Here is a 25,516-nt window from a genome sequence, read left to right on the forward strand (position 1 = left end):
ATGCCCCGATGTGATGCCTGGCGCACCTTGTGGCATCGACGAATCATCCCGTATTGCCTGGATTGTTCGTTATGTCCTGCGCTCACTCCGTTGGGTGATCTGCCGCGTACGCATAGTCCGTTCGGGCCATTCAAGATTGGGCCCACCGGGGGTGTTGCGCTGTGCCTGCCTTCCGTAACGTCCTCAACTGGCAGCGGTGAATATGCCGCTACCGCCGTGGGGGAGCCTCGATTTCGGGAGAGGACGGCGCCGGCATGGGCTGGGTAACTGACTGGAGTGCGCAGGCGGCCTGCCGCACTACGGATCCGGACGAACTGTTCGTACAAGGGGCGGCGCAGAACAGGGCCAAGGCGGTGTGCACCGGATGTCCGGTACGCACCGAATGCCTGGCTGACGCGCTGGATCATCGCGTCGAGTTCGGCGTGTGGGGTGGCATGACGGAGCGGGAGCGGCGCGCACTGTTGCGCAGACGGCCCACCGTCACCTCGTGGCGCCTACTGCTGGAGACGGCGCGCACCGAGTACGAGCGGAGCACGGGCATGCTGCCCGCGATCGTCGCGGACGACGAAGCGTTCGAGGAGACGTACGCCGCGGTGGGATAGACCGCGCGACGGGCCGTAGCGACCGGTGTCACGACCGGCCGTGACAAACGGCCCGTAACGGCGGACCGTACGGGACTCAGGCCGAAGAACCACCGGTCGCGAGGCGATCACCGATGGTCCGGAGCCCTGCGAGGTCGTGCACGTCACCGGGAAGGGCGGCCACTTCGGCCACCGCTACCTCGGGGTGGAGAGCGGCGAAACGGTCGCGGGTGCGCTGCTCACGCGCGAGCACCCGCATCCGTTCGGCATGCAGGCGCAGCAGACCGGCGGTGAGGGCGTCGACGGTGGGTGCTGCGCTGACGGGACCTACGGTGCTGTCCGGATCTGCGGCGCTGTCGGGATCTGCGGTGGGTTCGGGAGAGGCGACCGTGGAGTCACGAACTGCTTCATTCCCGGCCTCCTGATCCACAATGCGATCGTCCTCAAGATTTTCTGCGGCGGCCAACGCCCGCTCGGCCGACAGCCGGGCGGCCCCGCTGTGGTGCACCCGGTTGAGCACCAGACCGGCCAGCGGCATCTCCTCGGCGGCCAGGCGTTCCACGAAGTACGCGGCTTCGCGCAGCGCGTCCCGCTCCGGCGCGGCGACCACCAGGAACGCCGTCCCGGGTGCCTGGAGCAGCCGGTAGGTGGCGTCCGCCCGGGTGCGGAAGCCACCGAACATGGTGTCCATCGCGGTCACGAAGGTCTGCACGTCCTGCAGGAACTGCCCGCCGAGCACCTTTCCGAGTGTGCCGGTCATCATCGACATGCCGACGTTGAGGAACTTCATCCCGGCCCGGCCGCCGACCTTCGCCGGAGCCATCAGCAGCCGGATGAACTTGCCGTCCAGGAACGACCCCAGCCGCTTCGGCGCGTCCAGGAAATCCAGTGCGGAGCGCGACGGCGGGGTGTCCACGATGATCAGGTCCCACTCGTCGCGGGCCCGGAGCTGGCCGAGTTTCTCCATCGCCATGTACTCCTGGGTTCCGGCGAAGCCGGCGGAGAGCGACTGGTAGAACGGGTTGCTCAGGATCGCGCGGGCCCGCTCGGCGTCCGCGTGCGCCTCGACGATCTCGTCGAAGGTGCGCTTCATGTCCAGCATCATGGCGTGCAGTTCACCGTCGCCGGTGGCCTTGATGCCCTCCACCCGGCGCGGGATGTTGTCCAGCGAGTCGATGCCCATCGACTGGGCGAGCCTGCGCGCCGGATCGATGGTGAGGACCACCGCCCGGCGGCCGCGCTCGGCCGCCCGCACGCCCAGCGCGGCCGCCGTGGTGGTCTTGCCCACGCCCCCGGAGCCGCAGCACACGATGATGCGGGTCGCCGGGTCGTCGATCAGTGGGTCGATGTCGAGCAGTGGCGCGGTGTCCAGGGTCATCGGCTGTCCAGGGTCATCGGCTGTTCAGGATCATCGGCTGTCCGGAGTCATCGGCGGTTCAGGGTCATGCGCTCGTGTACTTCCGCAGTTGCGTGGCCAGCCGGTAGAGCCCGGCCAGGTCCATACCCTCCACCAGCAGCGGGAGTTCGTAGGTGGGCAGCTCCAGCTCGGCCAGGACCGCCCGTTGCTCGCGCTCCAGTTCCACCCGCTCGGCGTGGTCCGCGGCCTCCGCGAGCAGCGGCGCGACCAGCTTCGCCGAGCCGCTCACACCGACCCGGGTGAGCGCCTTGGCGACGTCCTTGCGGCGGTCGCCCGACACCGTACGCACGGCCTCTTCGTCCAGCAACGCGGGGCGGACCATGTTCACGATGATGTTTCCCACCGGGAGGTCCGCGGCGCGCAGTTCGGCGATGCCGTCGGCGGTCTCCTGCACCGGCATCTCCTCCAGCAGGGTCACCAAGTGGACGGCCGTTTCGGGGGACTTGAGCACGCGCATGACGGCCTGCGCCTGGTTGTGTATGGGTCCGATCTTGGCCAGGCCCGCCACCTCGTCGTTCACGTTGAGGAAGCGGGTGATGCGACCGGTGGGCGGCGCGTCCATCACCACGTGGTCGTACACGTAACGCCCCTGCTTGTCCTTGCGGCGGACCGCTTCGCAGGCCTTGCCGGTGAGCAGCACGTCCCTGACGCCGGGTGCGATCGTGGTGGCGAAGTCGATCGCGCCGAGCTTCTTCAGGGCGCGGCCGGCGCTGCCCAGTTTGTAGAACATCTGCAGGTAGTCCAGCAGGGCGCGCTCGGCGTCGATCGCCAAGGCGTGCACCTCGCCGCCGCCCGGTGCCACGGCGATCTTCCGCTCCTCGTACGGAAACGCCTCCGTCTCGAAGAGCTGGGCGATGCCCTGTCTGCCCTCGACCTCGACGAGGAGCGTGCGCTTGCCCTCCGTTGCGAGGGCGAGCGCGAGTGCGGCGGCGACCGTGGTCTTTCCGGTCCCGCCCTTGCCGCTCACGACCTGAAGCCTGCTCACGTATGCGAGCCTAACCAGTCGGGCGGGGTCCTACGCCGGAGACTGCCAGTGACAGCGACTACAGTCGCCGTATGGCCAAATGGGAATACGCGACTGTGCCGCTTCTGGTGCACGCGACCAAGCAGATTCTGGACACCTGGGGCGAGGACGGCTGGGAGCTCGTCCAGGTGGTGCCCGGACCGAACAACCCCGAGCAGCTCGTGGCGTACCTCAAGCGGGAGAAGGCCGCATGAGCGGGGCCGTCGACGCCCGGCTCGCTGACCTGGGGCTGACGCTGCCCGAGGTGGTGCCACCGCTGGCCGCGTACCAGCCGGCCGTCCGGTCGGGGGTGTACGTGTACACCGCCGGCCAGCTGCCCATGGTGGACGGCAAGCTGGCCGTGGTCGGGAAGGTCGGCGCGGAGGTCACGGCCGACGAGGCCAAGGAGCTGGCCCGCACCTGCGCGCTGAACGCGCTGGCCGCGGTGAAATCGGTCGCCGGTGACCTGGATCGCGTCGAGCGGGTCGTGAAGGTCGTGGGCTTCGTGGCCTCGGCACCGGACTTCACCGGTCAGCCGGCGGTGGTCAACGGGGCGAGCGAGCTGCTGGGTGCGGTGTTCGGCGACCGTGGTGTGCATGCGCGCAGTGCGGTCGGGGTGGCGGTGCTGCCGCTGGACGCGCCGGTCGAGGTGGAGATCCAGGTCGAGCTGCGGGACTGAGCGGCTGCCGGCGGCCGCCTACGGGGGAGCCGCGGGGATCAACGGGGGATTGCGGGAGCGTGGGCCTCGGCGAAGCCGGTCGCGCCGCTGCTCGCCACCCGCCGACCTCGATACCCGCTGACCTCGAACATCGGCGCGATACCGGTTAGCCTCGCGCGCATGCCCAACGGTCAGTGGTACCCCCCGGAATGGCCCGCCCGCATCCGCGCCCTGGCATCCGGCGACCTCACCCCCGCCCAGCCCCGACGCGCAGCCACCGTCATGCTGCTGAGAGACCCGCCGCAGGCGGCCGCCGGCCCCACTGTCCACATGCTGCGCAGACGCACCTCCATGGCCTTCGCCGGCGGCGCGTACGCCTATCCGGGCGGTGGCGTGGACCCCCGTGACGACGACCGGCTCGTCGGCTGGGCCGGGCCGAGCCGTACTGCGTGGGGCGAGCGGCTCGGGGTCGACGCGGCATCCGCTCAGGCCATCGTGTGCGCGGCCGTGCGGGAGACGTACGAGGAGGCCGGCGTGCTGCTGGCCGGCCCGACCGCCGACACGGTGGTCGGCGACCTGTCCGGCGACGACTGGGAGGCCGACCGGGCGGCGCTCGTCGCCCGTGACCTCTCCTTCGCGGAGTTCCTGGACCGCCGCGGTCTGGTGCTGCGCTCCGATCTGCTGGCCGCCTGGGCCCGCTGGATCACCCCGGAGTTCGAGCCGAAGCGCTATGACACGTGGTTCTTCGTGGCCGCGCTGCCGAGGGGGCAGCGCACCCGCAACGCATCGACGGAGGCCGACCGCACCGTGTGGATCCGGCCGTCAGACGCGGCCGAGGGGTACGACAAGGGGGAGTTGCTGATGATGCCCCCGACGATCTCGACGCTGCGCTCGCTGAAGCCGTACGCGACCGTGGCCGAGGCGCTGGCGGGCGCGGCCGGGCAGGATCTCACTCCGGTACTGGCGAAGGCGCGGCTGCAGGCGGGCGAGCTGGTGCTGAGCTGGCCGGGCCACGAGGAATTCACCCGGCGACTGCCGGCCGCGGAGCAGGAGACCATGGATGAGTGACGCAGCCGCCCTCCCCGGGCAGCCCCGGGACACGGTCCTCTCCGGGCCGGCTACCGCGCGGGCGGTCAACGTCCTCGCACCGAACGCTTCCGCGATGACGCTCGACGGCACCAACACCTGGCTCGTTTCCGAGCCGGACTCGGAGTCGGCGGTCGTCATCGACCCCGGCCCGCTGCACGAAGGCCACCTCAGGGCCGTGATCGACGCCGCGGAACACGCCGGCAAACGGATCGCGCTGATCCTGCTCACGCACGGCCATCCGGACCACGCGGAGGGCGCGGCACGGTTCGCGGAGCTGACGCGTACCGACGTGCGGGCGCTGGATCCGGCGCTGCGACTCGGCGAGGAGGGGCTCGCGGCGGGGGACGTGGTCACCACCGGCGGCCTGGAGCTGCGCGTCGTACCGACCCCCGGGCACACCGCGGACTCGCTCTGCTTCCACCTGCCTGCCGATCGCGCGGTCCTGACGGGCGACACGGTGCTGGGGCGGGGCACGACCATGGTCGCCCACCCGGACGGGCGGCTCGGCGACTACCTGGACTCGTTGCGCCTGCTGCGCTCGCTGACCGTGGACGACGGCGTGCATACGGTGCTGCCGGGGCACGGCCCGGTGCTCGACGACGCTCAGGGAGCGATCGACTTCTACCTGGCCCACCGTGCCCACCGGCTGGCCCAGGTGGAGACCGCAGCCGAGCGGGGTCTCACTACCGCGTCGGCGATCGTGGCCGAGGTGTACGCGGACGTCGACCGGTCGCTGTGGCCGGCGGCGGAGCTTTCGGTGCGGGCACAGCTGGAGTACCTGCGCGGGCACGGCCTGATCTGAGCCCCCGTGCGAGCGCACGTGACACGTGAGGGGCGCCCCGCCTACCGGCGCGGCGCCCCTCACGTACGGACAGGCAGATGCCGGCGGCTAGCGGGACCGCTTGGCGAGGCGCTCGACGTCCAGCAGGATCACCGCGCGGGCCTCCAGACGAAGCCAGCCGCGGCCCGCGAAGTCGGCCAGGGCCTTGTTGACCGTCTCGCGGGACGCACCGACCAGCTGGGCCAGCTCTTCCTGGGTGAGGTCGTGCACCACGTGGATGCCCTCCTCCGACTGCACGCCGAAGCGGCGCGACAGATCCAGGAGCGCGCGTGCGACCCGGCCCGGGACGTCCGAGAAGACCAGGTCGGACATCTGGTCGTTGGTCTTGCGCAGGCGGCGGGCGACCGCACGCAGCAGCGCCGTGGCCACCTCGGGGCGCACATTGAGCCAGGGCTGGAGGTCACCGTGGCCCAGGCCCAGGAGCTTGACCTCGGTCAGGGCGGACGCGGTGGCGGTACGCGGGCCCGGGTCGAAGAGGGACAGCTCTCCGATCAGCTCGCCGGGGCCCAGGACCGCCAGCATGTTCTCCCGGCCGTCGGGGGAAGTGCGGTGCAGCTTCACCTTGCCCTCGGTGACCACATAGAGGCGGTCGCCGGGGTCGCCCTCGTGGAAGAGGGCGTCACCACGGGCGAGCGTCACCTCACTCATCGAGGCGCGCAGCTCAGCGGCCTGCTCATCATCGAGCGCCGCGAAGAGCGGGGCGCGCCGCAGAACGTCGTCCACGAGTTCTCTCCTTGTCGACCTGCTCAGGGGACCGGCTGGACCCCATCATGCCGGACGGGTCAATCAGTGTGATCAGTCACAAGTTTGACGCACCGGTGTTGCGCCTTGTGCGGGAGGGGGCCGATTGGGTTGGTGATTGGCTGTGACCGGCGCGGATGTCGGTGGCTGGCTCTAGGCTGGCCGAGTGTCCAAAACGCCGGTGAGAGCACGGGGCAAGGGGGCCGAACGGGTGTCGGCGAACCAAAAATTCCGCTGTGGGCGAACGGTCGCCCGGCCGGGCGATGGAAGCGGCAAAAGCGACCAAACCGTTCAAGAGGGTCGAGGGAGTCACGGTGACTGAGGTGTCCGAGCCATCGGGGAGAACGAAGCGCGCGGGGGGCGCTGAGCCGTCCGAGGGAGCCGGGTCGGCGGCGGAGCCGGCCGGGCGACCCGCGCGGGGGGCGGCTGCGCCCCGTAAGGCGGCACAGGCGACGGTCAAGGCTGCCAGGGCGGCACAGGCGGCGGACCCGCCGAAGGCGGCCAAGGCTGCACAGGCGACGGTCAAGGCGGCGCCGGCGAAAGCCGCGAAGAAGTCGCCCGACAAGGCCAAGGCCACCAAGGCGGCGCAAGCCGGGCAGGGTGCGGGCCCGTCGGTGAAGGCCGTCAAAATCCCCGCGTCCGAGTCCCGTACCGCCCTGGTGCGCCGGGCGCGCCGGATCAACCGGGAGCTCGCCGAGGTCTATCCGTACGCCCACACCGAGCTCGACTTCGAGAATCCCTTCGAGCTGCTGATCGCCACCGTGCTCTCCGCCCAGACCACCGACCTCAGGGTCAACCAGACGACGCCGGCGCTCTTCGCGAAGTATCCGACGCCGGAGGACATGGCGGCCGCCGACCCCGAAGAGCTGGAGCAGATCCTGCGGCCCACCGGCTTCTTCCGGGCCAAGGCACGGTCCGTACTCGGCCTCTCCGCCGCCCTGCGGGACGATTTCGGCGGTGAGGTGCCGGGCCGTCTGGAGGATCTGGTGACGCTGCCGGGTGTCGGCCGCAAGACGGCCAACGTGGTGCTGGGCAACGCCTTCGGCGTACCCGGGATCACCGTCGACACCCACTTCGGCCGTCTGGTGCGCCGCTGGAAGCTGACCGCTCAGCAGGAGCCGGAGAAGGTCGAGGCGGAGATCTGCGCACTGTTCCCGAAGAGCGAGTGGACGATGCTGTCGCACCGGGTGGTCTTCCACGGCCGCCGGATCTGCCACGCCCGCAAGCCTGCCTGTGGTGCCTGCCCGATCGCCCCGCTCTGCCCGGCGTACGGCGAGGGCGAGACGGACCCGGAGAAGGCGCGGAAGCTCCTCAAGTACGAGAAGGGCGGCTACCCGGGCCAGCGGCTGAAGCCCCCGGCCGACTATCCGGGGCAGCCCGCTCCCCCGTTGGGGGCCGGATGACAGCAGCGCGGAACGATCGGGCCGGCCGTGGGCGTTGGGAAGAGCAGGCGGGAGAGAGCGGGGGTGTCGATGACGCACACCGGAGAGACAGAGACCGACCGGGCCCATGAGGGCCCGGTGGCCGTGACCGGCCGAGGGCTGCCCGGATGGCTGGCACCGGTGGCGCAGGCGGCCGACACCGTGCGGCCCGAGCAGCTCAGCCGGTTTCTGCCGCCGACGAGCGGCGACGGGCGGCAGTCCGCCGTGCTCATCCTTTTCGGCGAGGGCGCGTCCGGGCCGGAGCTGCTGCTGATGGAGCGGGCCGGCACTCTCCGCTCCCACCCGGGGCAGCCCTCCTTCCCCGGCGGCTCCCTCGACCCGGCGGACGGTGACCCGCTCACCACCGGACCGCTACGGGCGGCGCTGCGCGAAGCCCAGGAGGAGACCGGGCTCGATCCGGCAGGTGTGCAGATCTTCGGCGTGCTGCCCCGGCTCTACATCCCGGTCAGCGGGTTCGTCGTGACACCGGTGCTCGGCTGGTGGCGGGAGCCCACACCGGTCCGGGCCGTGGACAGCGCGGAGACCGCCCGGGTCTTCACCGTCTCCGTGGCGGATCTCACGGATCCCGCCAACCGCGTGACGGCCATCCACCCGAGCGGCCACCGAGGTCCGGCATTTCTGGTCGAATCGGCCCTCGTCTGGGGGTTCACCGCCGGAGTGATCGACAGAATCCTGCATTTCTCCGGCTGGGAGCAGCCATGGGACCGCACCAAGCAGGTCCCGCTCGACTGGCGCACATGACAGGCTGGCCGACGTACTGCGCCACCCGGGGAACGCCGCGATCCACTGCGGCCCGCCCGGGGGCCGCGCCACAGGCCGGATGATCGTGACCGGCGGAGAAAAGCGAGGCTCACGACGGTGAACGTGCTGGACATCCTGCTGCTGTTGGCCGCCGTGTGGTTCGCCGTGATCGGTTACCGCCAGGGTTTCGTCGTCGGCATCCTCTCGGTGATCGGCTTCCTCGGCGGCGGACTCGTCGCCGTGTATCTGCTGCCGATCATCTGGGACCAGCTGACGGAGAAGGCCGAGGTCTCCACGGCCGCCACCGTCGTCGCCGTGGTCGTCGTGATCGTGTGCGCCTCGGTCGGCCAGGCCTTCACCACCCACCTGGGCAACAGACTCCGCCGTTTCATCACGTGGTCGCCGGCCCGCGCCCTGGACGCCACCGGTGGTGCGCTGGTCAATGTGCTGGCCATGCTGACGGTCGCCTGGCTGATCGGGTCGGCGCTGGCCGGCACCACCCTGCCCACCCTGGGCAAGGAGGTCCGCTCCTCCAAGGTGCTGCTCGGGGTCTCCCGGGTCGTGCCGCCGGAGGCCAACGGCTGGTTCGCCGACTTCTCCTCCGTACTCGCGCAGAACGGCTTCCCCGAGGTCTTCAGCCCGTTCGCCAACGAGCCGATCACCGAGGTCCGGCCGCCCGACCCGGCGCTGGCCAACAGTCCTGTCGCGCAGACCGCTAAGAAGTCCGTGGTCAAGGTCGTCGGCACCGCGCAGAGCTGCAGCAAGGTCCTGGAGGGCTCCGGCTTCGTCTTCGCCGACCACCGGGTGATCACCAATGCCCATGTGGTCGGCGGCGTCGACGAGCCCACCGTCCAGGTCGGCGGCGAGGGCAGGCTGTACGACGCGAAGGTGGTGCTCTACGACTGGGCGCGCGACATCGCGGTCCTGGACGTGCCGGCCCTCGACGCGCCCTCGCTGAAATTCACCGACACCCAACACGACGCGCACAGCGGCGACAGCGCGATCGTCGCGGGCTTCCCGGAGAACGGCTCGTACGACGTCCGCGCCGCCCGGGTCCGCGGCCGTATCAACGCCAGCGGACCGGACATCTACCACCGCGGTACGGTCACCCGCGACGTCTACTCGCTCTTCACCACCGTCCGCCAGGGCAACTCCGGCGGCCCGCTGCTGACCCCCACCGGCAAGGTCTACGGCGTCGTCTTCGCCAAGTCGCTCGACGACACGCACACCGGATACGCCCTGTCGGCCGACGAGATCCGCGCGGACATCGCCCAGGGCCGCACCGCGGGCCAGCAGGTCGACACCCAGGGATGCGCGCTGTGAGGCTCACCGTCCTCGGCGGAGGCGGCTTCCGCGTTCCCCTGGTGTACGGCGCGCTGCTGCGCGACCACGCGGCCGGCCGGGTCACCCGGATCACCCTGCACGACGTGGACCGGGCCCGACTGACCGCGGTCGCGCGGGTGCTCGCCGATCAGGCGGCGGGTGTGCCGGACGCGCCGGAGGTCCGCAGCACCACCGACCTCGACGACGCCCTGCGCGGCGCCGACTTCGTCTTCTCGGCGATCCGGGTCGGCGGCCTGGCCGGACGTGCCGCCGACGAGCGCGTCGCCCTGGACCAGGGCGTGCTCGGCCAGGAGACTGTCGGCGCAGGCGGAATCGCGTACGGACTGCGGACGGTGCCGGTCGCCGTCGACATCGCCCGGCGCGTCGCCCGGATCGCCCCCGACGCCTGGGTCATCAACTTCACCAACCCGGCGGGCCTGGTCACCGAGGCGATGGCCGCGCATCTCGGCGGCCGGGTCATCGGCATCTGCGACTCGCCGGTCGGACTGGGCCGCCGGGTCGCCCGTACGCTGGGCGCCGACCCCGACCGGGCACGGCTCGACTACGTAGGCCTGAACCACCTGGGGTGGCTGCGCGGGCTGTACGTCACCGACGAGCGGGCGCCGGGCGGCGAGCGGGATGTGCTGCCCGCCCTGTTCGACGACGAGGGGCTGCTGACCTCGTTCGAGGAGGGCAAACTCTTCGGCGCTGAGTGGCTGCGCACCATCCGCTCGGTGCCCAACGAATATCTGCACTACTACTACTTCAACCGCGAGACGGTCGCCGCCTACCGGCAGGCCGGGCAGACCCGTGGCGCCTTCCTGCACGAGCAGCAGGCACGGTTCTACGACGAGATGGCGCGCCCCGCCACGCCCGCCTGGCAGGCCTGGGACCGTACGCGCGCCGAGCGCGAAGCGACGTACATGGCCGAGAACCGGGAGACCGCGGGCGCCGGGGAACGAGCCCCCGACGACCTCGAGTCGGGCGGCTACGAGCAGGTGGCACTGGCTCTGATGCGCGCGATCGCCGGGGGCTCCGCGGCCGCGGGCGAAGAGGGCGGCGCGGGCGCGACGCGGCGCGGCGAAGGCACCACGCTGATCCTCAACGTCCCGAACGGCTCGACGCTCGACGTGCTCGACCCGGAGGCGGTCATCGAGGTCCCGTGCCGGGTCGACGGGAACGGCCCGCGCCCGCTGCCGGTAAGCCGGCTGACGGGCCATGAGGCCGGTCTGGTCACCGCGGTCAAGGCCGTGGAGCGCTGTGTACTGGAGGCGGCGGAGAGCGGATCGGCGCGGGCGGCAGTGCAGGCGTTCGCACTGCACCCGCTGGTCGATTCCGTGAACGTGGCGAGGCGGCTGCTCGACGGATACCGGGAGGCGCATCCGGGCCTCGGCTACCTCAGGCGCTGAGCCCCGGGCCGCCGACAGCTAGGTCGCCGTCCGCCGTCTCGCTGCGCTGAGCCTCGGGGCGGCCGTCACGGCCTGGGATGCCGGAGCCACGCCGAGACCCAGCGGGCACGGCGGCGGAGTATGCGCGGAATGCCGAGGTGAGGGTCGAGCCCCCGGACGTGCGGGCCGCCCCTCTCGTGGGTGCTCAGACCTGTGGTCGAGCGATGGTTGGGTACTGCGTCACCGTAGTCGTGCGTCCAGCCCATACCCCGACGTTTGCCCGTGCCACAAGGTCGGTAATCGCTCCTCGCGGGGCCAATTGGCCTATGCGCCAGGCAATTGGCCGTTCGTAGGACAAGCGTTCTCCGGGCTGGTGGGTTCGCCGTTCAGCGGTCCGGCTCAGGGTCCCTCAGCCAGTTGATCAGCTCCGCCGAGAACGCCGCCGGGTCCTCCTCCTGGGGGAAGTGCCCCAGGCCGTCGAACAACCGCCACCGGTAGGGCGCTTCGACGTACTGCCCGGAGCCTGCCGCACTGCGTGTGCGCATCACCGGGTCCAGGGAACCGTGCAGATGCAGCGTCGGCACCCGGACGGGGCGCTTCATCCGTCGGTTGAACTGAATCCCGTCGGGGCGCGCCAGCGACCGCACCATCCAGCGGTACGGCTCGATCGAGCAGTGCGCGGTCGACGGGATCGACATCGCTCGCCGGTACATCTCCACCGCGTTGTCGTCGGGTCGTGCGGGACCCGACCAGTCACTGACGAGCCGGCCCACCAACGCGGCGTCGTCGGCGACGAGTTGACGCTCCGGCACCCACGGCCGTTGGAACCCCCAGACGTACGAGCCGGACCTGCTCTGCGCGAAGTCGGACAGCATCGCCGAACGCCAGCGTCGTGGATGAGGCATCGAGGACACCGCGAGCCTGCGCACCAGCTTGGGTCGCATCACGGCGGCCGTCCAGGCCAGGTACCCGCCCAGGTCGTGGCCGACCAGTGCGGCGTCCGGCTCGCCGAGGGAACGGATCACACCGGTGATGTCGAGGGCCAGGTTGGCAGGGTCGTACCCCCTGGGTGTGCGGTCGCTGCCGCCCACACCCCGAAGGTCCATCGCCACGGCCCGGAAACCGGCGTCGGCGAGCGCGGTCAGCTGATGCCGCCAGGTCCACCAGAACTGCGGGAAACCGTGCAGCAACAGCACCAGCGGCCCGTCGCCGGCCTCCGTGATGTGGAAGCGGGCGCCATTGGCCGCGACATCGCGATGGTTCCAGGGCCCGTCGATCCGTACGACGGAGCCCGATTCAGCAGAAGCGGTCATGCAGAGGAGCGTGCCACAGCATCGGCCTTCTCGATGACCGCCGGATTGACATTGGCGTTACCGTTCGGAGTACTGCTCGCAGCCTTGTCCAGTGCCGGGCCGGACGACCCGCCGGATGCCTCGATGGACTCCTCGTCGGAGGACGGCCGCGGATGCGGCTTGACGCCCTGGATCACGGAGGCCGACTTCTTGACGGATGCGGCGACCTTCTGCGGCGACTTCCCCCGCTTGGCCTTCTTGGCGAAGACCATGCCGATCAGTGCGAGGAAGCCGGCCACCAGCACGTTCGCGGCGAAGGACAGCACGAAGCAGATCGCCAGGTTCCAGTGGCTCCAGGTGCGGATGCCGTAGGCGAGAGCGAAGCTCAGCATCGGCAGGGAGAAGAGCAGCACCGTACCGGCCGCCGCGAACGCCCCGCCGCCGATCGCCCCGCGCTTGACGTCCTGGCGCAGTTCGGCCTTGGCCAGGGCGATTTCGTCGTGCACCAGTGCGGACATCTCGGCGGTCGCCGAGGCGACCAGCTGACCGAGACTGCGGTCGGCGGTGCCAGCAGGCTTGCTCGGGTGGCTCATCGCTGAATCCCTCTTCTCTTCCGCTCTTCTTCCGCGGCGTGTTGCGGGGGCGTTGTGAGTTGTCGTGGTGCTGCTTGCTGATACTTCGTCTTCTCGGCCGTTGTGGTCCGTATGCGTGCCACACGCGCTCGTTCCGAGGACCGTTCCTGCGAAGGCCTGATTTTCCTGTTCCGGAGTCAGATCATGCCCGACTGTCCTCGTCCCCGCCTGCTGCACCCGTCCGTTCGGAGCGGCCGGTCTCCGCCGCCGGCTCGTCGTCCGCCTCCTCGGCGAGGCAGATCGCCTGGTACTTGCGGTTCCGCAACCTGAGCAGGACCGAGGAGATCACGGCCGCGATCACCGAGCCGACGAGTACCGAAGCCTTGATCTCGCCGGTCAGAGCGGTGTCGCCGGTGAAGGCGAGTTCGCCGATGAGCAGTGAGACGGTGAATCCGATCCCGGCGAGTACCGCCACCGCGAACACATCGGCCCACGCCAGGTCCTTGTTGATCTCGGCCCGGGTGAAGCGGGCGGTCAGCCAGGTACCGCCGAAGATGCCGACCGCCTTGCCGACGACCAGACCCAGCACCACGCCGAGCGTCTCCGGCCTGCTGAACACATCGCCGAGCGCGCTTCCGGAGACGGAGACCCCGGCGGCGAACAGCGCGAACAGCGGTACGGCGACTCCGGCCGAGAACGGACGGACCAGGTGTTCGATGTGCTCGCCCGGGGAGCGCGACTCGCCTTCACGGCGGGTGCAACGGAGCATCAGGCCCATGGCGACGCCGGCGATGGTGGCGTGCACACCGCTGTGGTACATCAGGCCCCAGTTGATCAGGGCAAGCGGGACGTAGATGTACCAGCCTCGTACATTCATCCGCAGGAGTAGCCAGAAGAGGGCCAGCCCGAGCGCGGCGCCACCGAGCGCGGCGAAATGGACCTTTCCGGCGAAGAACACCGCGATGATCAGGATCGCGAACAGGTCGTCCACGACCGCCAGGGTGAGCAGGAAGGCGCGCAGCGCGGACGGCAGTGAGGTGCCGATGACGGCGAGGACCGCGAGTGCGAAGGCGATATCGGTGGCAGTCGGCACCGCCCAGCCGTCCATCGACCCACCGCTGACGGTGTTGACCAGCGCGTATACCAGCGCCGGTGCGGCCATCCCGCACAGCGCCGCGACGACGGGCAGCACGGCGGCCCGGGGGTTTCGCAGTTCGCCCGCGACGAGCTCGCGCTTGAGCTCGATCCCTGCGACGAAGAAGAAGACGGCGATCAGCCCGTCGGCCGCCCAGTGCTCGACGGACAGGTGCAGTCCGAGTGCGCCGGGACCGAGATGGAAGTCGCTGACGGATTCGTAACTGTGACTCAGTGGGGTGTTCGCCCAGGCCAGCGCGGTGATCGCGGCGATCAGAAGGAGCATTCCGCCGACGGTCTCGGTGCGCAGAGTGTCCGCGAGGTAGGCCCGCTCGGTGCGCGGCAGCCGACCGAGAAAGGTCAGACCGGCGCGGGGGCGGGAGCGGGGCTTCGGGTCGGGCGCGGCCACGAGGGGACCTCCGGTTGGTTGGACAGCACAGCACACATGCCGACCAGACTTCCCGGCGCACCCTTGATTTCCTGGAACAGCCTACCCGGGTTGCAGCAACGGCCCATCCGGTGATCATCACCCTACGTACGAAGCGCCATCCGGGCACCTTTCGCCGGGCCCGTTCCACCGGGCCCTTCCGCCCGGGCCCTTCCACCGGGCCCGTTCCGCGACGACTGCCGAGGGGGCCGGGAGCGGGGGGTCCGGGGCGTCGGCGCCCCGGACCCCGGCCGGCCCGGGCTCAGTCCTCGCTGGAAGCGCTGGGCAGCTTCGTCTGGATCAGATCCATCACCGTGGAGTCCGTGAGTGTCGTGACATCGCCGAGTTCCCGGTTCTCCGCGACATCCCGCAGCAGCCGGCGCATGATCTTCCCCGACCGGGTCTTCGGCAGCTCGGCAACCGGAAGCACCCGCTTCGGCTTGGCGATCGGCCCGAGCACCGCCCCGACATGGTTACGGAGCTCCGCGGAGAGGTCCGCCGACTCCGCCGCCGTACCCCGCAGGATCACGAAGGCCACGATGGCCTGGCCGGTGGTCTCGTCCGCCGCACCGACCACCGCCGCCTCGGCGACCGCGGGATGCGAGACGAGCGCCGACTCGACCTCGGTCGTCGAGATGTTGTGCCCCGACACCAGCATCACGTCGTCCACCCGGCCCAGCAGCCAGACGTCGCCGTCGTCGTCCTTCTTCGCCCCGTCGCCCGCGAAGTACTTCCCCTCGAACCGTGACCAGTAGGTGTCGAGAAAACGCTGGTCGTCGCCCCAGATGGTGCGGAGCATCGAGGGCCACGGCTCGGTCAGCACCAGGTAGCCGCCACCGCCGTCCGGCACCTCGTGCGCCTCGTCGTCGACGACGGTCGCCGAGATGCCCGGCAGCGCACGCTGTGCGGATCCGGGCTTGGTGGCCGTCACACCGGGCAGCGGCGAAATCATCATCGCGCCCGTCTCGGTCTGCCACCAGGTGTCCACGACCGGGCACTTGTCGGCGCCGATGTGCTTGCGATACCACATCCACGCTTCGGGGTTGATCGGCTCACCGACCGAACCCAGCACCCGCAGCGACGAAAGGTCGAACTTGGCGGGGATGTCGTCTCCCCACTTCATGAACGTACGGATCGCGGTCGGCGCGGTGTAGAGGATCGAGACGCCGTACTTCTGGATGATTTCCCAGAACCGGCCCTGGTGCGGGGTGTCCGGCGTGCCCTCGTAGATGACCTGGGTGGCGCCGTTGGCCAGCGGCCCGTACACGATGTACGAGTGGCCGGTCACCCAGCCGATGTCGGCCGTGCACCAGTAGACGTCCGTCTCGGGCTTCAGGTCGAAGACGGCGTGATGGGTGTACGCGGTCTGGGTGAGGTAGCCGCCCGAGGTGTGCAGGATGCCCTTCGGCCGACCCGTCGTGCCCGAGGTGTAGAGGATGAAGAGCGGGTGCTCCGCCTCGAACGGCTCGGGGGTGTGCTCGACGGACTGCCGGCCGGTGATCTCGTGCCACCACACGTCCCGGCCCTCGGTCCATGCGGTGTCCTGACCGGTGCGGCGGACCACCAGTACGTGCTCGACCTGCGGGCACTTGGCGACGGCCTCGTCGATCGCCGGCTTGAGTGCGGAGGGCTTGCCACGCCGGTAGCCGCCGTCGGAGGTGATGACCAGCTTGGCGTCGGCGTCCTGGATGCGGGAGGCGACGGCATCGGCGGAGAAACCGCCGAACACCACGGAGTGCGCGGCTCCGATCCGGGCGCAGGCGAGCATCGCCACCACCGCTTCGGGGATCATCGGCAGATAGACCGCGACCCGGTCCCCCTTGACCACACCCAGCTCGGCGAGCGCGTTCGCCGCCTGCGACACCTCGTCCTTGAGCTGTGCGTAGGTGATCGCCCGGCCGTCGCCCGGCTCGCCCTCGAAGTGGATGGCGACGCGGTCGCCGTGGCCGGCTTCGACGTGCCGGTCCACGCAGTTGTACGCGACATTGAGCTCACCGTCGGCGAACCACTTCGCGAACGGCGGGTTCGACCAGTCGAGCGTCTCGGTGGGCTCGGTGGCCCAGGTCAGCCGCCGAGCCTGTTCGGCCCAGAAGCCCAGCCGATCCGCCGCTGCCTGTTCGTACGCCGCCGCGGTGACGTTGGCGTTCGCGGCCAGCTCGGTGGGCGGCGTGAAACTCCGCTCCTCCTTGAGCAGGTTGGCCAAGCTTTCATTGCTCACGAGATCGCCCTTTCGACAAAGCCTTGTGTCCCGGCTCTTAGCTCATCAGCCCGTAAGCCACTCTGACAAGGGGCCACCGCAAGAAATTGGTTTAGACCTATAGCTCGAGGCTATGAAAGCCGCTTCGGTGCCCGCCGGTCGCCGACGCACTGCCTTCGGGACGGACGGGAGCCACCCGGTCGAAGACATCGTCGAACTCGTGAGCCTCGGCGAGCAGATAGGCCTGAGCCTCGCCGACGTGGAAGTACATGCCGTGCAGCTCCAGCTTGCCTTCGGCGATGCGGCGTGCCACCACTTCGTGCGCTCGCAGATGCTCCAACTGCTGGATGACATTGGTCAGACAGAGCTGCTCGACCTCGTCGGTCGGCATCCGCCCGGAGATACGCACCCAGGAATGATGTCGGCTCAGCATCCGGCCGAGGCTGGGCAGTCCGTGCCGCAGCCATCGCTGCAGCGGGGACCGGGAGCCTTCCGGTGCCCCGTCCAGCAGAGCCTGCATCGCGCCGCAGCCGGAGTGCCCGCACACGGTGATGGACTTCACGCCCAGGATGTCCACGGCGTACTCGATCGCGGCCCCCACCGAATCGTCCGATGCCTCCTCGCCGGGCAGTGGAACGAAATTGCCCACATTTCGTACGGTGAACAGATCGCCGGGGCCGCTCGATGTGATCATGCTGGTGACCAGCCGCGAGTCGGAGCAGGTGAGGAACAACTGCGAGGGCCGCTGCCCCTCGCGAGCGAGCCGGGCGAGTTCCTGCCGGACCAGCGGAGCCGTGTTCCGCTGGAAGAAACTGAGCCCGCTGGTCAGCTGGAGACTTCCCGGCCGTTTCGACGCGGCTGCGTCGGGCCCGCTGTCCGGCGTGGGCAGGTGCTGTGCGGCGTGGTCGTCGCAGTGGTGGTTACGCCAAGGGGCCCAGGGCCGGCAGCAGGCGTGCGGGGCGGACGGGGGCTCGGCGATCCTGGTCCCCGCCCTGCCCGTGACCTCGACCCGGCCGCCCTGCGACAGATGCGTTTCCTGCCAGTGCTGTAGGGCCTCGTACGCAGCGTGGTCCATGAAGGAACCGTCCAGTTCCACCACCACAGGAGCCCCGTGCGGCACCTGACTGAACGCACGGGTCAGCCTCGGCACGGCAAGGAAGGTCAACTGGCCCCGGGCGCACACCCGGTGCAGCCCGCCTCTCTCCTCCAGGGTGATCCGGGTTCTGGCCAGCCGATGCAGGGCCAGCCCCACCGCGACCGCGATGCCGACCAGCACACCTTGCAGGACGCCGAGGACGAGTACGCCGCCGACCGTGGCCACGTACACGAGGAACTCGCGGTGCTTATGGACATTGCGGATGTGTGCGTAGTTCACCATCTGGATACCGACGACCATCACGAGGCCGGCGAGAGCGGCAAGCGGCATCCGTTCCAGGGCGGAGACCAGAAATCCCGCGGCAAGCAGCATCCACAGACCGTGCAGCACGGTGGAGCCGCGGCCCGTCGCACCGGCCCGCACATTCGCCGTGCCACGCACCGCCCCACCGGACACCGCCAGCCCGCCGAGCAGTCCGGACACCGCATTGGCGATACCCTGCCCGCGCAACTCCCGGTCCAGGTCGGCGCGTTCGACGGGCGAGCCGGGCCGGTCGGCGGTCAGTTTGTCCACAGCCACCGCGGAGAGCAGTGATTCCAGACTCGCCACCAGCATCACCGTGAACACCGCGGTGGCCAGCCCGAGCACCGGGCCCTGCGGCGGCCCGGGCAGCGCATGTGCGGACCAGGAGGGCAGGTCCACGCGGGCGATGCCGGGGGCGGCGACTGCCGCTACCGCGGTGGCGGCGGCCACCGCCGCGAGTGCGGCGGGAATCCGGCGCAGTGCCCGGCCCGAGCGGCCGGGAATCCGCGGCCACAGGATCAGCACGGTCACGGTGAACCCGCCGATCAGCGGCGCCGCCGGATCGACGCGCCCCCATTGGTCGGGCAGCGCCATGACGTTGGCAATGGCGGAGCTCTGAGGCGTGCCGCCGAGCACGATATGGAGTTGAGCCAGAGCGATGGCGACCCCGATGCCGGCGAGGGTGCCGTGCACGACGGCCGGGGAGACGGCGAGCGCTCCGCGCGCCATGCGCAGCGACCCCAGGAGCAGTTGGAGCAGACCCGCGCCGACGGTGATCGCGCAGGTGGTGCGCCAGCCGTAGGTCTGGATGAGCCCCGCGGTCACTACGGTCAAGCCGGCGGACGGTCCGCTGACCAGGAGCGCGGAGCCGCCGAGCAGACCCGCGACGATCCCGCCGACGGCCGCGGCGAGCAGGCCTGCTTCAAGTGGGGCGCCCATGGCGACGGCGAGCCCCAGGGACATCGGGACGGCGAGCAGGAAGACCGTGATCGAAGCGGAGACATCGGCTCCCGTGACCCGGAAGCGGCGTCGGTGGTCGGTGGGTTGCGCGGTGCAGGCAGACATGGATTTCCCGTCTTCTCCGGGGCGGGACTACCAACTCTTGGTAAACGGATCGTAATGCAGAGTAAAGAAGCAGGTCGGGCATTGCGGACAAATAGCCGAACGGTTCATTCGATCCGGTGATGGTGCTCCCGGCTCCGGGCAGGGCAACGCGAAGGGCCGGACGTCGGCTCGCCGACTGTCCGGCCCTTCGCGGCGGCCACGGAGGGGCGCCGAACGCTTCATCAGGATGCGTCAGACCCGTTGAAGCGGGCCGTCATGAGGCGCGGGCGACCTCGGCGTAGCGCTCACCGAGCACATAGGAGGGATCGACCTGGGCGGCCAGGTCGGCGCCCGTCTTCTCGTTTCCCCAACTCTCCGCGTTCTTCAGATGGAAGTGCACCATCTGGCGCGTGTAGCGCTCCCAGTCGCGGTCCAGGTAGCTGTCCTCGGCCGCGTCCTGCAACGACTGCAGCGCCAGCCGGTTCTCGGCTTCGAGCAGCTCGAACCGGGGCGGACGTCCCTTCTCCATCGCGCGGACCCAGTTCGAGTGGCCGACGGTGACCAGCAGGTCATCACCGATCTCGGAGCGCAGAAACGCCAGGTCGTCCGCGTCCCGCACCTTGTTGCCGACGACTTTCAGCGCGACGCCGAAGTCCCGGGCGTACTCCTGGTACTGGCGGTATACGGAGACGCCCTTCCGGGTGGGTTCCGCCACCAGGAAGGTCAGGTCGAACCGGGTGAACATGCCCGAAGCGAAGGAATCAGAACCCGCCGTCATGTCGACGACGACGAATTCCTCGGGACCGTCGACGAGGTGGTTGAGGCAGAGCTCCACCGCACCGACCTTGGAGTGGTAGCAGGCCACGCCCAGATCCGACTCGGTGAAGCGCCCCGTCACCATCAGTCTGACCTCGCCGTCGTCCAGAGTGACCCGACGCGCACAGGCGGCGTACACCGGATTGTCCTCGTCGATCCGGAGCAGGCGGGATCCCCTGCCCGGCGGTGTGGTCTTGATCATCGTCTCGGTCGAGGAGATACGAGGGTTGCTGCCGCGCAGATAGTCCTTGATCAACGGGAGATGCGCACCCATCGCCGGTAGTGCGGCGGATGCCTCGTCGTCGAGACCGAGTGCGGCACTCAGATGCTGATTGATGTCCGCGTCCACGGCGAGGACAGGAGCCTCGTTGGCGGTCAGGTGGCGGATGAAGAGAGAGGACAGCGTCGTCTTGCCGCTGCCGCCCTTCCCTACGAAAGCGATCTTCATGTTCACGAAGCGTAGTCGGCCGAACGCGTTGCGTGCGTCCGGTAAGTGAAGAAGACCACTCCAACGTGGAAGGAGTGCTATGGACGCGTAGCCTCGCTTCCTATGACTGCGTTCTCCCGGAGGTCGTCCGCCGGATCCCCGGCGACCCCCCCTGATCCCTCAGATCCCCTTGCGGCACTGGGCCGGCTGTCCGGCGTCGACAGCGCCGTGGATGCCGTACGCAAAGCAGTGGACCGGGTCTACGGGCACCGTGTCATGCGCCGGCGTGGAAACGAGGTGACGGCGGAGGCGGCGCTGCGTGGTGCGCGCGGCTCGGCTGCGCTGTCCGGGGCGGACTGGGATCTGGAGGAGGTGCGCAGGCGTACCGACTTCAGCGGCGATCCCGAGGCCCGCACGGTCGGCGCCGCTCTGCGACTGTCCGCGGAGGCCGGACAATTGCTGTCCGTCTGGCGGCAGTCGCCGCTGCGGGTGTTGGCGCGGCTGCATCTGGTGGCCGCTGCCGACTCGACGGATTCGGTGGGCCGCCCGCGGTTGGCGGGTGAAAAGGCCGACGAGCCGCTGATCGAGCTTCCGCTGCCCGATGCCGATGAGGTGGCAGTGCGGCTGGAAGGCCTTTCGCAGCTTGTTGTTGCGGGGAGCTCTGCTCCGGCGCTGGTGACTGCGGCGGTGGTGCACGGTGAGTTGCTGGCCCTTCGCCCCTTCGGTTCATGCAACGGGTTGGTCGCCCGGGCGGCCGAGCGCATCGTGCTGGTCGGCAGCGGACTGGACCCCAAGTCGATCTGTCCCGCTGAGGTCGGCCACGCCGAGCTGGGGCGTGCGGCGTACGTGGCGGCGCTGGACGGCTACGTATCCGGGACCCCGGAGGGGATGGCTTCCTGGATCATGCACTGCGGCCGTGCGGTCGAACTAGGCGTCCGGGAATCCACGGCGGTGTGCGAGGCCCTCCAGCGCGGCGCGGCCTGAGCACCGGGCCCCTGTCGGCACAGAGTGGCGGCGATACCGGTTGAGCGGTACCGCCGCCGACATGGCCACTGAGTTACCAAGCGTCCTCGAATATTGCCCATCAGGTCGGGACTTGGCCCGTGCCCTGGTGCGGCTGGCCCGTAATCGACGGGTCGACGTCGCGTGGGTGCCCAGTTTTCATGCTCGGCCCGTGGGGCCTTCATGCGGTTTCAGGTGATCCTCTCGGATGTCCTTGGTCTCGCGGGCCGTTAAAACCTTTGTACTCCTGTCGCGGGGCAAGGGGAACCCCTCGCCCCGGTTCATCGCTTATCGGCTCAAATAGGGACAAAAGCCTCGCGCCTGCGGCTTACTCGGCCACCCCTGTTCACATACCAAACCAGGCCGGCGGTAGCGGCCGCAGCTCCGAAAGCGGCGGCGGCGACCAGTGCCGGCCGAGGCGGCATGCGCAGTGCCGGCAATCGTTGCTTCAGCCTCACCGGCCGGTTGAAGACGAGAATCGGCCAATCTCGTGCGACCGCCTCCCGCCGCAGCGCTCGGTCGGGATTGACCGCGTGGGGATGACCCACCGATTCCAGCATCGGCACGTCGGTCACCGAATCGCTGTATGCGTAGGAGCGCTCGAGGTCGTACCCCTCGGACGCGGCGAGCTGCTTGACGGCCTCCGCCTTGGTCTGCCCGTAGGCGTAGTAACCCACCTCCCCCGTGAAACAGCCGTCCGATCCGACCACCATCCGGGTGGCAACGACGCGGTCCGCGCCGAGCAACTCCCCGATCGGCTCGACCACCTCCGCGCCGGACGTGGAGACAATCACCACATCGCGGCCGGCGGTGTGGTGCTCCTCGATGAGGGAGGCGGCTTCGTCGTAAATGATCGGGTCGATCAGGTCATGCAGTGTCTCCGCGACGATCTCCTTGACCTGCTGGACGTTCCAGCCCTTGCAGAGCGCCGACAGGTACGCGCGCATCCGCTCCATCTGATCGTGGTCCGCGCCGCCCGCCAGAAATACGAACTGGGCGTAGGCGGTGCGCAGGACGGCGCGGCGGTTGATCAGGCCGCCCTGATAGAACGACTTGCTGAAGGTCAGCGTCGACGACTTGGCGATGACCGTCTTGTCGAGGTCAAAGAAGGCGGCTGTACGAGGCGACGGGTGGTTTTCCACAACGCCGAGCATAGGTGCCCGCCATTCGGCTTACGCTGCGGCGCGTGGGTTTGCCTGAGAAGGCCTTCGGGTACACCATGGAAGTCACGGATCGTTCGCGACCGTGCTATCCCCGTCCGGCTCCTCCCCCCCCCGAGTCGGACGTGGGGACGACCCCAGCTCTCCCCCCCGGCTGGGGTCGTCGCATGTCCGGGCCCGTTTTCGGCCGTGACTTCCGCCCTTCGGCCCCTTCGATGGTCATGGGCTGTTCTCCCCTCCGGTCTACGGTGACCCGCTCCTCACCTTGATACCGGTCACGGAGCGTGATGGGTGGACTGCTCTCCGGAAGTCACCGATAAGAGTGGCCGACATATTCACAACCCTTGAGTTGTCCACAGTTTTCGAGCAAGATCCACTCAATTTCCCGGATCCCTGCACGGTGATTCCGCTCGCAAAGTCCGCAGCTCGTTCGTGGCGGCTTCGCGACACGACGCGAATCACTGTGAGAGGGACGGAAGATCATGCCTGGATCTGTCACACCTGACCGGACCCCGGCCGTCGACGGACGGCCGGGCGGGCCGCTGATCCTCACCGAGGACGCGGCGCTCCTGGACGATCTGCTGCGGTTGTGTGCCGCGGCCGGCGTCGAACCTGAGGTCCATCACGGCGCACCGGAACGCAGGGGCAGCTGGGAAAGCGCCCCACTGGTTCTCGTCGGGGACGACGCGGCCGTACGGGTCCGGGGACACACGCGCAGATCAGGCGTGTATCTCGTCGGGAAGGACCAGGACGATCCGGACGTCTGGCAGCGGGCGGTCGAGATCGGCGCCGACCATGTGCTGCGCCTCCCGGACGCCGAGAACTGGTTGGTGGAGCGGATCGCCGATGTGGTCGAAGGTCTTGGGGGCCTGGCGCTCACCGTCGGCGTGATCGGTGGGCGGGGCGGAGCCGGCGCATCCACGCTCGCGTGTGCGCTGGCGGTCACCGCGGCCAGGAGCGGACAGCGCACGGTGCTGGTTGACGGAGACCCGCTGGGCGGCGGACTGGATGTGCTGCTCGGCGGCGAGCAAACGGAAGGCAGACGCTGGCCGGATTTCGCCTACTCCAAGGGGCGTGTAGGTGGAAGCGCGCTGGAGGAGTCCCTGCCGGAGTTGCACGGACTGCGGGTTCTCAGCTGGGGCCGGACCGATGCCGTGGTGATCGCTCCCGAGGCGATGCGTGCTGTTCTGGCGGCCGCTCGCCGGGGTGGCGGTGTGGTCGTCGTGGATCTGCCCCGGCGGGTCGACGAAGGAGTCGCGGAGGCGCTGGCCCAACTGGATCTCGGGTTGCTCGTGGTGCCGGGGGAGCTCAGAGCCGTAGCGGCGGCAGCCCGGGTGGCCTCGATGGCAGGCATGGTCCTGCCGGATCTGCGGGCCGTCGTGCGGGGGCCCTACGCGTCGGGCCTGGACGAGGAATGGGTGGCACACGCCCTCGATCTCCCACTGCTCGGTGAACTGCCCGTCGAGGACGGCCTGCTCGAGGCGCAGAGCCGCGGTACACCGCCGGGTGGTCGCCCGCGCGGACCGCTGGCCAGGTTCTGTTCCGCGTTCTGGGATCAGGCGCTGGCTGAGGAAGGCGTCTCGTGAGCTCGAAGGCGATGACCGGCGGATCACCGTTCACCGATCGATCACAGCCCGCCGGTGGACTCGAGTCCACCGGCACCACACCGCCTCTGCTGGACGCTGTGCGGCAGCGTCTCGCGCAGAGCGGCGCCGAGCCCACCCCGGCCCGAGTGGCCGCGGCGCTACGGGCCCAGGGGCGGTTGCTGGGCGACGCCGAGCTCCTGGGGGCAGCCCAGGAACTGCGTTCCGAACTCGTCGGGTCCGGGCCGCTCGAAGCTCTGCTCGCCGATCCGACGGTGACCGATGTGCTGGTGGCCGCGCCGGACCGGGTCTGGGTGGACCGCGGTGGCGGGCTCGAACTGACCGATGTGACCTTCGCGGATTCGGCCGCGGTGCGCAGACTCGCGCAGCGGCTCGCCGCAGTGGCCGGGCGGAGGCTCGATGACGCCAGGCCCTGGGTGGACGCGCGGCTGCCGGACGGCACCCGGATGCATGCGGTGCTGGAACCGGTGGCTGTCGGATCGACCTGTCTCTCGCTGCGAGTGGTACGGCCGAAGGCCTTCTCGCTGGCGGAACTCGTCGCGGCGGGGACGGTCCCGCCGGGCGGTGATCGGATGCTGCGAGCCCTGATCGACGCCCGGATGTCCTTCCTGATCAGTGGCGGGACCGGATCGGGGAAGACAACGCTCCTGTCCTCCTTGCTCGGCCTGGTGGGCCCGGCCGAGCGGATTGTGCTCGCCGAGGATTCGGCGGAGCTCAAACCCGATCATCCGCATGTGGTGCGACTTGAGTCCCGGCCGCCGAACCAGGAGGGCGCAGGCCGGGTGAGCCTGCAGGATCTGGTGCGCCAGGCGCTGCGGATGCGGCCCGACCGCCTGGTGGTGGGAGAGGTGCGCGGGGCAGAGGTGACCGAACTGCTCGCCGCCCTCAACACTGGCCATGAGGGCGGTTGCGGGACTGTGCACGCCAACGCGGCCGTGGACGTACCGGCACGTCTCGAGGCCCTGGGGACGGCCGCGGGACTCGACCGAGCGGCGCTGCACAGCCAGTTGGCGGCTGCCTTGGCCGTGGTCGTCCATCTTGTACGTGACCGTGGCGGGCGCCGCAAGGTTGCCGAGGTCCATGTGCTGGAGCGGGACGCGGCCGGCCTGGTGGTGACCGTGCCGGCGCTGCGGTGGGAAGCGGACGGCTTCGTCCAGGGTCCCGGCTGGCCGCGGTTGCGATCGGTGATCGGGGACGCGCTGTGAACGCGCCGGCATC

General features: G+C 69.7%; 23 protein-coding genes. 12 read left to right on the forward strand and 11 right to left on the reverse strand.

Features of this window, described 5'->3' with window-relative positions:
- Positions 1–254 precede the first annotated feature (254 nt).
- Positions 255–602 carry a WhiB family transcriptional regulator gene (locus AB0M87_RS25285; RefSeq protein WP_365856692.1) on the forward strand — a complete coding sequence of 116 codons (348 nt, stop codon included), beginning with the start codon at positions 255–257 and terminating at the stop codon, positions 600–602.
- Between the two features lie 76 nt (positions 603–678).
- Here AB0M87_RS25285 and AB0M87_RS25290 read toward each other — a convergent pair whose 3' ends face one another.
- Together AB0M87_RS25290 and AB0M87_RS25295 are read right to left on the reverse strand one after the other, a co-directional pair.
- The gene (locus AB0M87_RS25290) at positions 679–1,959 is read right to left on the reverse strand and encodes an ArsA family ATPase (RefSeq protein WP_365856694.1); all 1,281 of its coding nucleotides are present in this window, start codon (positions 1,957–1,959) and stop codon (positions 679–681) included.
- A 64-nt stretch (positions 1,960–2,023) separates the two neighbouring features.
- Positions 2,024–2,983: an ArsA-related P-loop ATPase gene (locus AB0M87_RS25295; protein WP_365856696.1), complete on the reverse strand. Its 960-nt coding sequence runs from the start codon at positions 2,981–2,983 to the stop codon at positions 2,024–2,026.
- 71 nt (positions 2,984–3,054) lie between these two features.
- Here AB0M87_RS25295 and AB0M87_RS25300 point away from each other — a divergent pair, with 71 nt between their 5' ends.
- The 4 genes from AB0M87_RS25300 (at position 3,055) to AB0M87_RS25315 (ending at position 5,550) form a co-directional block, all read left to right on the forward strand.
- Complete coding sequence (locus tag AB0M87_RS25300) at positions 3,055–3,216, forward strand: DUF4177 domain-containing protein (protein WP_365856698.1); 162 nt, start codon at positions 3,055–3,057, stop codon at positions 3,214–3,216.
- Positions 3,213–3,680 (forward strand): RidA family protein, encoded by a 468-nt coding sequence (locus tag AB0M87_RS25305; protein WP_365856700.1) that lies wholly within the window; start codon positions 3,213–3,215, stop codon positions 3,678–3,680. The genes AB0M87_RS25300 and AB0M87_RS25305 overlap by 4 nt, the downstream gene beginning before the upstream one ends.
- Before the next feature lie 159 nt (positions 3,681–3,839).
- On the forward strand, positions 3,840–4,727 hold the full coding sequence (locus AB0M87_RS25310; RefSeq protein ID WP_365856702.1) for an NUDIX hydrolase: 888 nt from the start codon (positions 3,840–3,842) through the stop codon (positions 4,725–4,727).
- Entirely contained in the window at positions 4,720–5,550 is an 831-nt protein-coding gene (locus tag AB0M87_RS25315; protein ID WP_365856704.1) for an MBL fold metallo-hydrolase, read from the forward strand. The genes AB0M87_RS25310 and AB0M87_RS25315 overlap by 8 nt, the downstream gene beginning before the upstream one ends.
- An 87-nt stretch (positions 5,551–5,637) precedes the next feature.
- On the opposite strand, the gene AB0M87_RS25320 is transcribed toward AB0M87_RS25315, so the two are convergent.
- Positions 5,638–6,312 carry a Crp/Fnr family transcriptional regulator gene (locus AB0M87_RS25320; RefSeq protein ID WP_164258843.1) on the reverse strand — a complete coding sequence of 225 codons (675 nt, stop codon included), beginning with the start codon at positions 6,310–6,312 and terminating at the stop codon, positions 5,638–5,640.
- A gap of 632 nt (positions 6,313–6,944) precedes the next feature.
- On the opposite strand from AB0M87_RS25320, the gene nth reads away from it, so the two are divergent.
- The 4 genes from nth to AB0M87_RS25340 all read left to right on the forward strand — a co-directional run bounded on the left by nth (position 6,945) and on the right by AB0M87_RS25340 (position 11,245).
- Positions 6,945–7,733, forward strand: a complete 789-nt coding sequence (gene nth / locus AB0M87_RS25325; protein WP_365856851.1) for an endonuclease III — start codon at positions 6,945–6,947, stop codon at positions 7,731–7,733.
- 69 nt (positions 7,734–7,802) lie between these two features.
- Positions 7,803–8,513, forward strand: a complete 711-nt coding sequence (locus AB0M87_RS25330; protein ID WP_365856707.1) for a CoA pyrophosphatase — start codon at positions 7,803–7,805, stop codon at positions 8,511–8,513.
- A 117-nt stretch (positions 8,514–8,630) separates the two neighbouring features.
- Complete coding sequence (locus tag AB0M87_RS25335) at positions 8,631–9,836, forward strand: MarP family serine protease (protein WP_365856709.1); 1,206 nt, start codon at positions 8,631–8,633, stop codon at positions 9,834–9,836.
- Positions 9,833–11,245 (forward strand): 6-phospho-beta-glucosidase, encoded by a 1,413-nt coding sequence (locus AB0M87_RS25340; RefSeq protein WP_365856711.1) that lies wholly within the window; start codon positions 9,833–9,835, stop codon positions 11,243–11,245. The genes AB0M87_RS25335 and AB0M87_RS25340 overlap by 4 nt, the downstream gene beginning before the upstream one ends.
- A gap of 65 nt (positions 11,246–11,310) precedes the next feature.
- Here AB0M87_RS25340 and AB0M87_RS25345 read toward each other — a convergent pair whose 3' ends face one another.
- From AB0M87_RS25345 to AB0M87_RS25375, 7 genes are all read right to left on the reverse strand, one after another.
- Entirely contained in the window at positions 11,311–11,490 is a 180-nt protein-coding gene (locus AB0M87_RS25345; protein WP_365856713.1) for a hypothetical protein, read from the reverse strand.
- A gap of 120 nt (positions 11,491–11,610) precedes the next feature.
- Entirely contained in the window at positions 11,611–12,537 is a 927-nt protein-coding gene (locus tag AB0M87_RS25350) for an alpha/beta hydrolase (RefSeq protein WP_365856715.1), read from the reverse strand.
- Positions 12,534–13,109, reverse strand: a complete 576-nt coding sequence (locus AB0M87_RS25355; protein ID WP_365856717.1) for a phage holin family protein — start codon at positions 13,107–13,109, stop codon at positions 12,534–12,536. The genes AB0M87_RS25350 and AB0M87_RS25355 overlap by 4 nt, the downstream gene beginning before the upstream one ends.
- A gap of 181 nt (positions 13,110–13,290) precedes the next feature.
- Positions 13,291–14,631 (reverse strand): Na+/H+ antiporter NhaA, encoded by a 1,341-nt coding sequence (nhaA, locus tag AB0M87_RS25360; protein WP_365856719.1) that lies wholly within the window; start codon positions 14,629–14,631, stop codon positions 13,291–13,293.
- 280 nt (positions 14,632–14,911) lie between these two features.
- Positions 14,912–16,867, reverse strand: coding sequence for an acetate--CoA ligase (acs, locus tag AB0M87_RS25365; RefSeq protein ID WP_365856721.1), 1,956 nt, complete (start codon positions 16,865–16,867; stop codon positions 14,912–14,914).
- Between the two features lie 97 nt (positions 16,868–16,964).
- Complete coding sequence (locus AB0M87_RS25370) at positions 16,965–19,310, reverse strand: SulP family inorganic anion transporter (RefSeq protein ID WP_365856723.1); 2,346 nt, start codon at positions 19,308–19,310, stop codon at positions 16,965–16,967.
- 253 nt (positions 19,311–19,563) lie between these two features.
- Positions 19,564–20,553 (reverse strand): ATP-binding protein, encoded by a 990-nt coding sequence (locus AB0M87_RS25375; protein WP_365856725.1) that lies wholly within the window; start codon positions 20,551–20,553, stop codon positions 19,564–19,566.
- A gap of 102 nt (positions 20,554–20,655) precedes the next feature.
- Between AB0M87_RS25375 and AB0M87_RS25380 the strand changes: the two genes are divergently transcribed.
- Complete coding sequence (locus AB0M87_RS25380; protein ID WP_365856727.1) at positions 20,656–21,516, forward strand: oxidoreductase; 861 nt, start codon at positions 20,656–20,658, stop codon at positions 21,514–21,516.
- 314 nt (positions 21,517–21,830) lie between these two features.
- Here AB0M87_RS25380 and AB0M87_RS25385 read toward each other — a convergent pair whose 3' ends face one another.
- The gene (locus AB0M87_RS25385; protein WP_365856729.1) at positions 21,831–22,688 is read right to left on the reverse strand and encodes an HAD-IB family hydrolase; all 858 of its coding nucleotides are present in this window, start codon (positions 22,686–22,688) and stop codon (positions 21,831–21,833) included.
- A 488-nt stretch (positions 22,689–23,176) separates the two neighbouring features.
- On the opposite strand from AB0M87_RS25385, the gene ssd reads away from it, so the two are divergent.
- Together ssd and AB0M87_RS25395 are read left to right on the forward strand one after the other, a co-directional pair.
- Positions 23,177–24,280, forward strand: a complete 1,104-nt coding sequence (gene ssd, locus AB0M87_RS25390) for a septum site-determining protein Ssd (protein ID WP_365856731.1) — start codon at positions 23,177–23,179, stop codon at positions 24,278–24,280.
- Positions 24,281–24,366: 86 nt separating this feature from the next.
- Positions 24,367–25,503 carry a TadA family conjugal transfer-associated ATPase gene (locus AB0M87_RS25395; protein ID WP_365856853.1) on the forward strand — a complete coding sequence of 379 codons (1,137 nt, stop codon included), beginning with the start codon at positions 24,367–24,369 and terminating at the stop codon, positions 25,501–25,503.
- The last annotated feature ends 13 nt before the right edge of the window (positions 25,504–25,516 follow it).

The sequence above is a fragment of the Streptomyces sp. NPDC051320 genome, from assembly GCF_040682175.1.
In the GTDB taxonomy this organism is placed as follows: Bacteria; Actinomycetota; Actinomycetes; order Streptomycetales; family Streptomycetaceae; genus Streptomyces.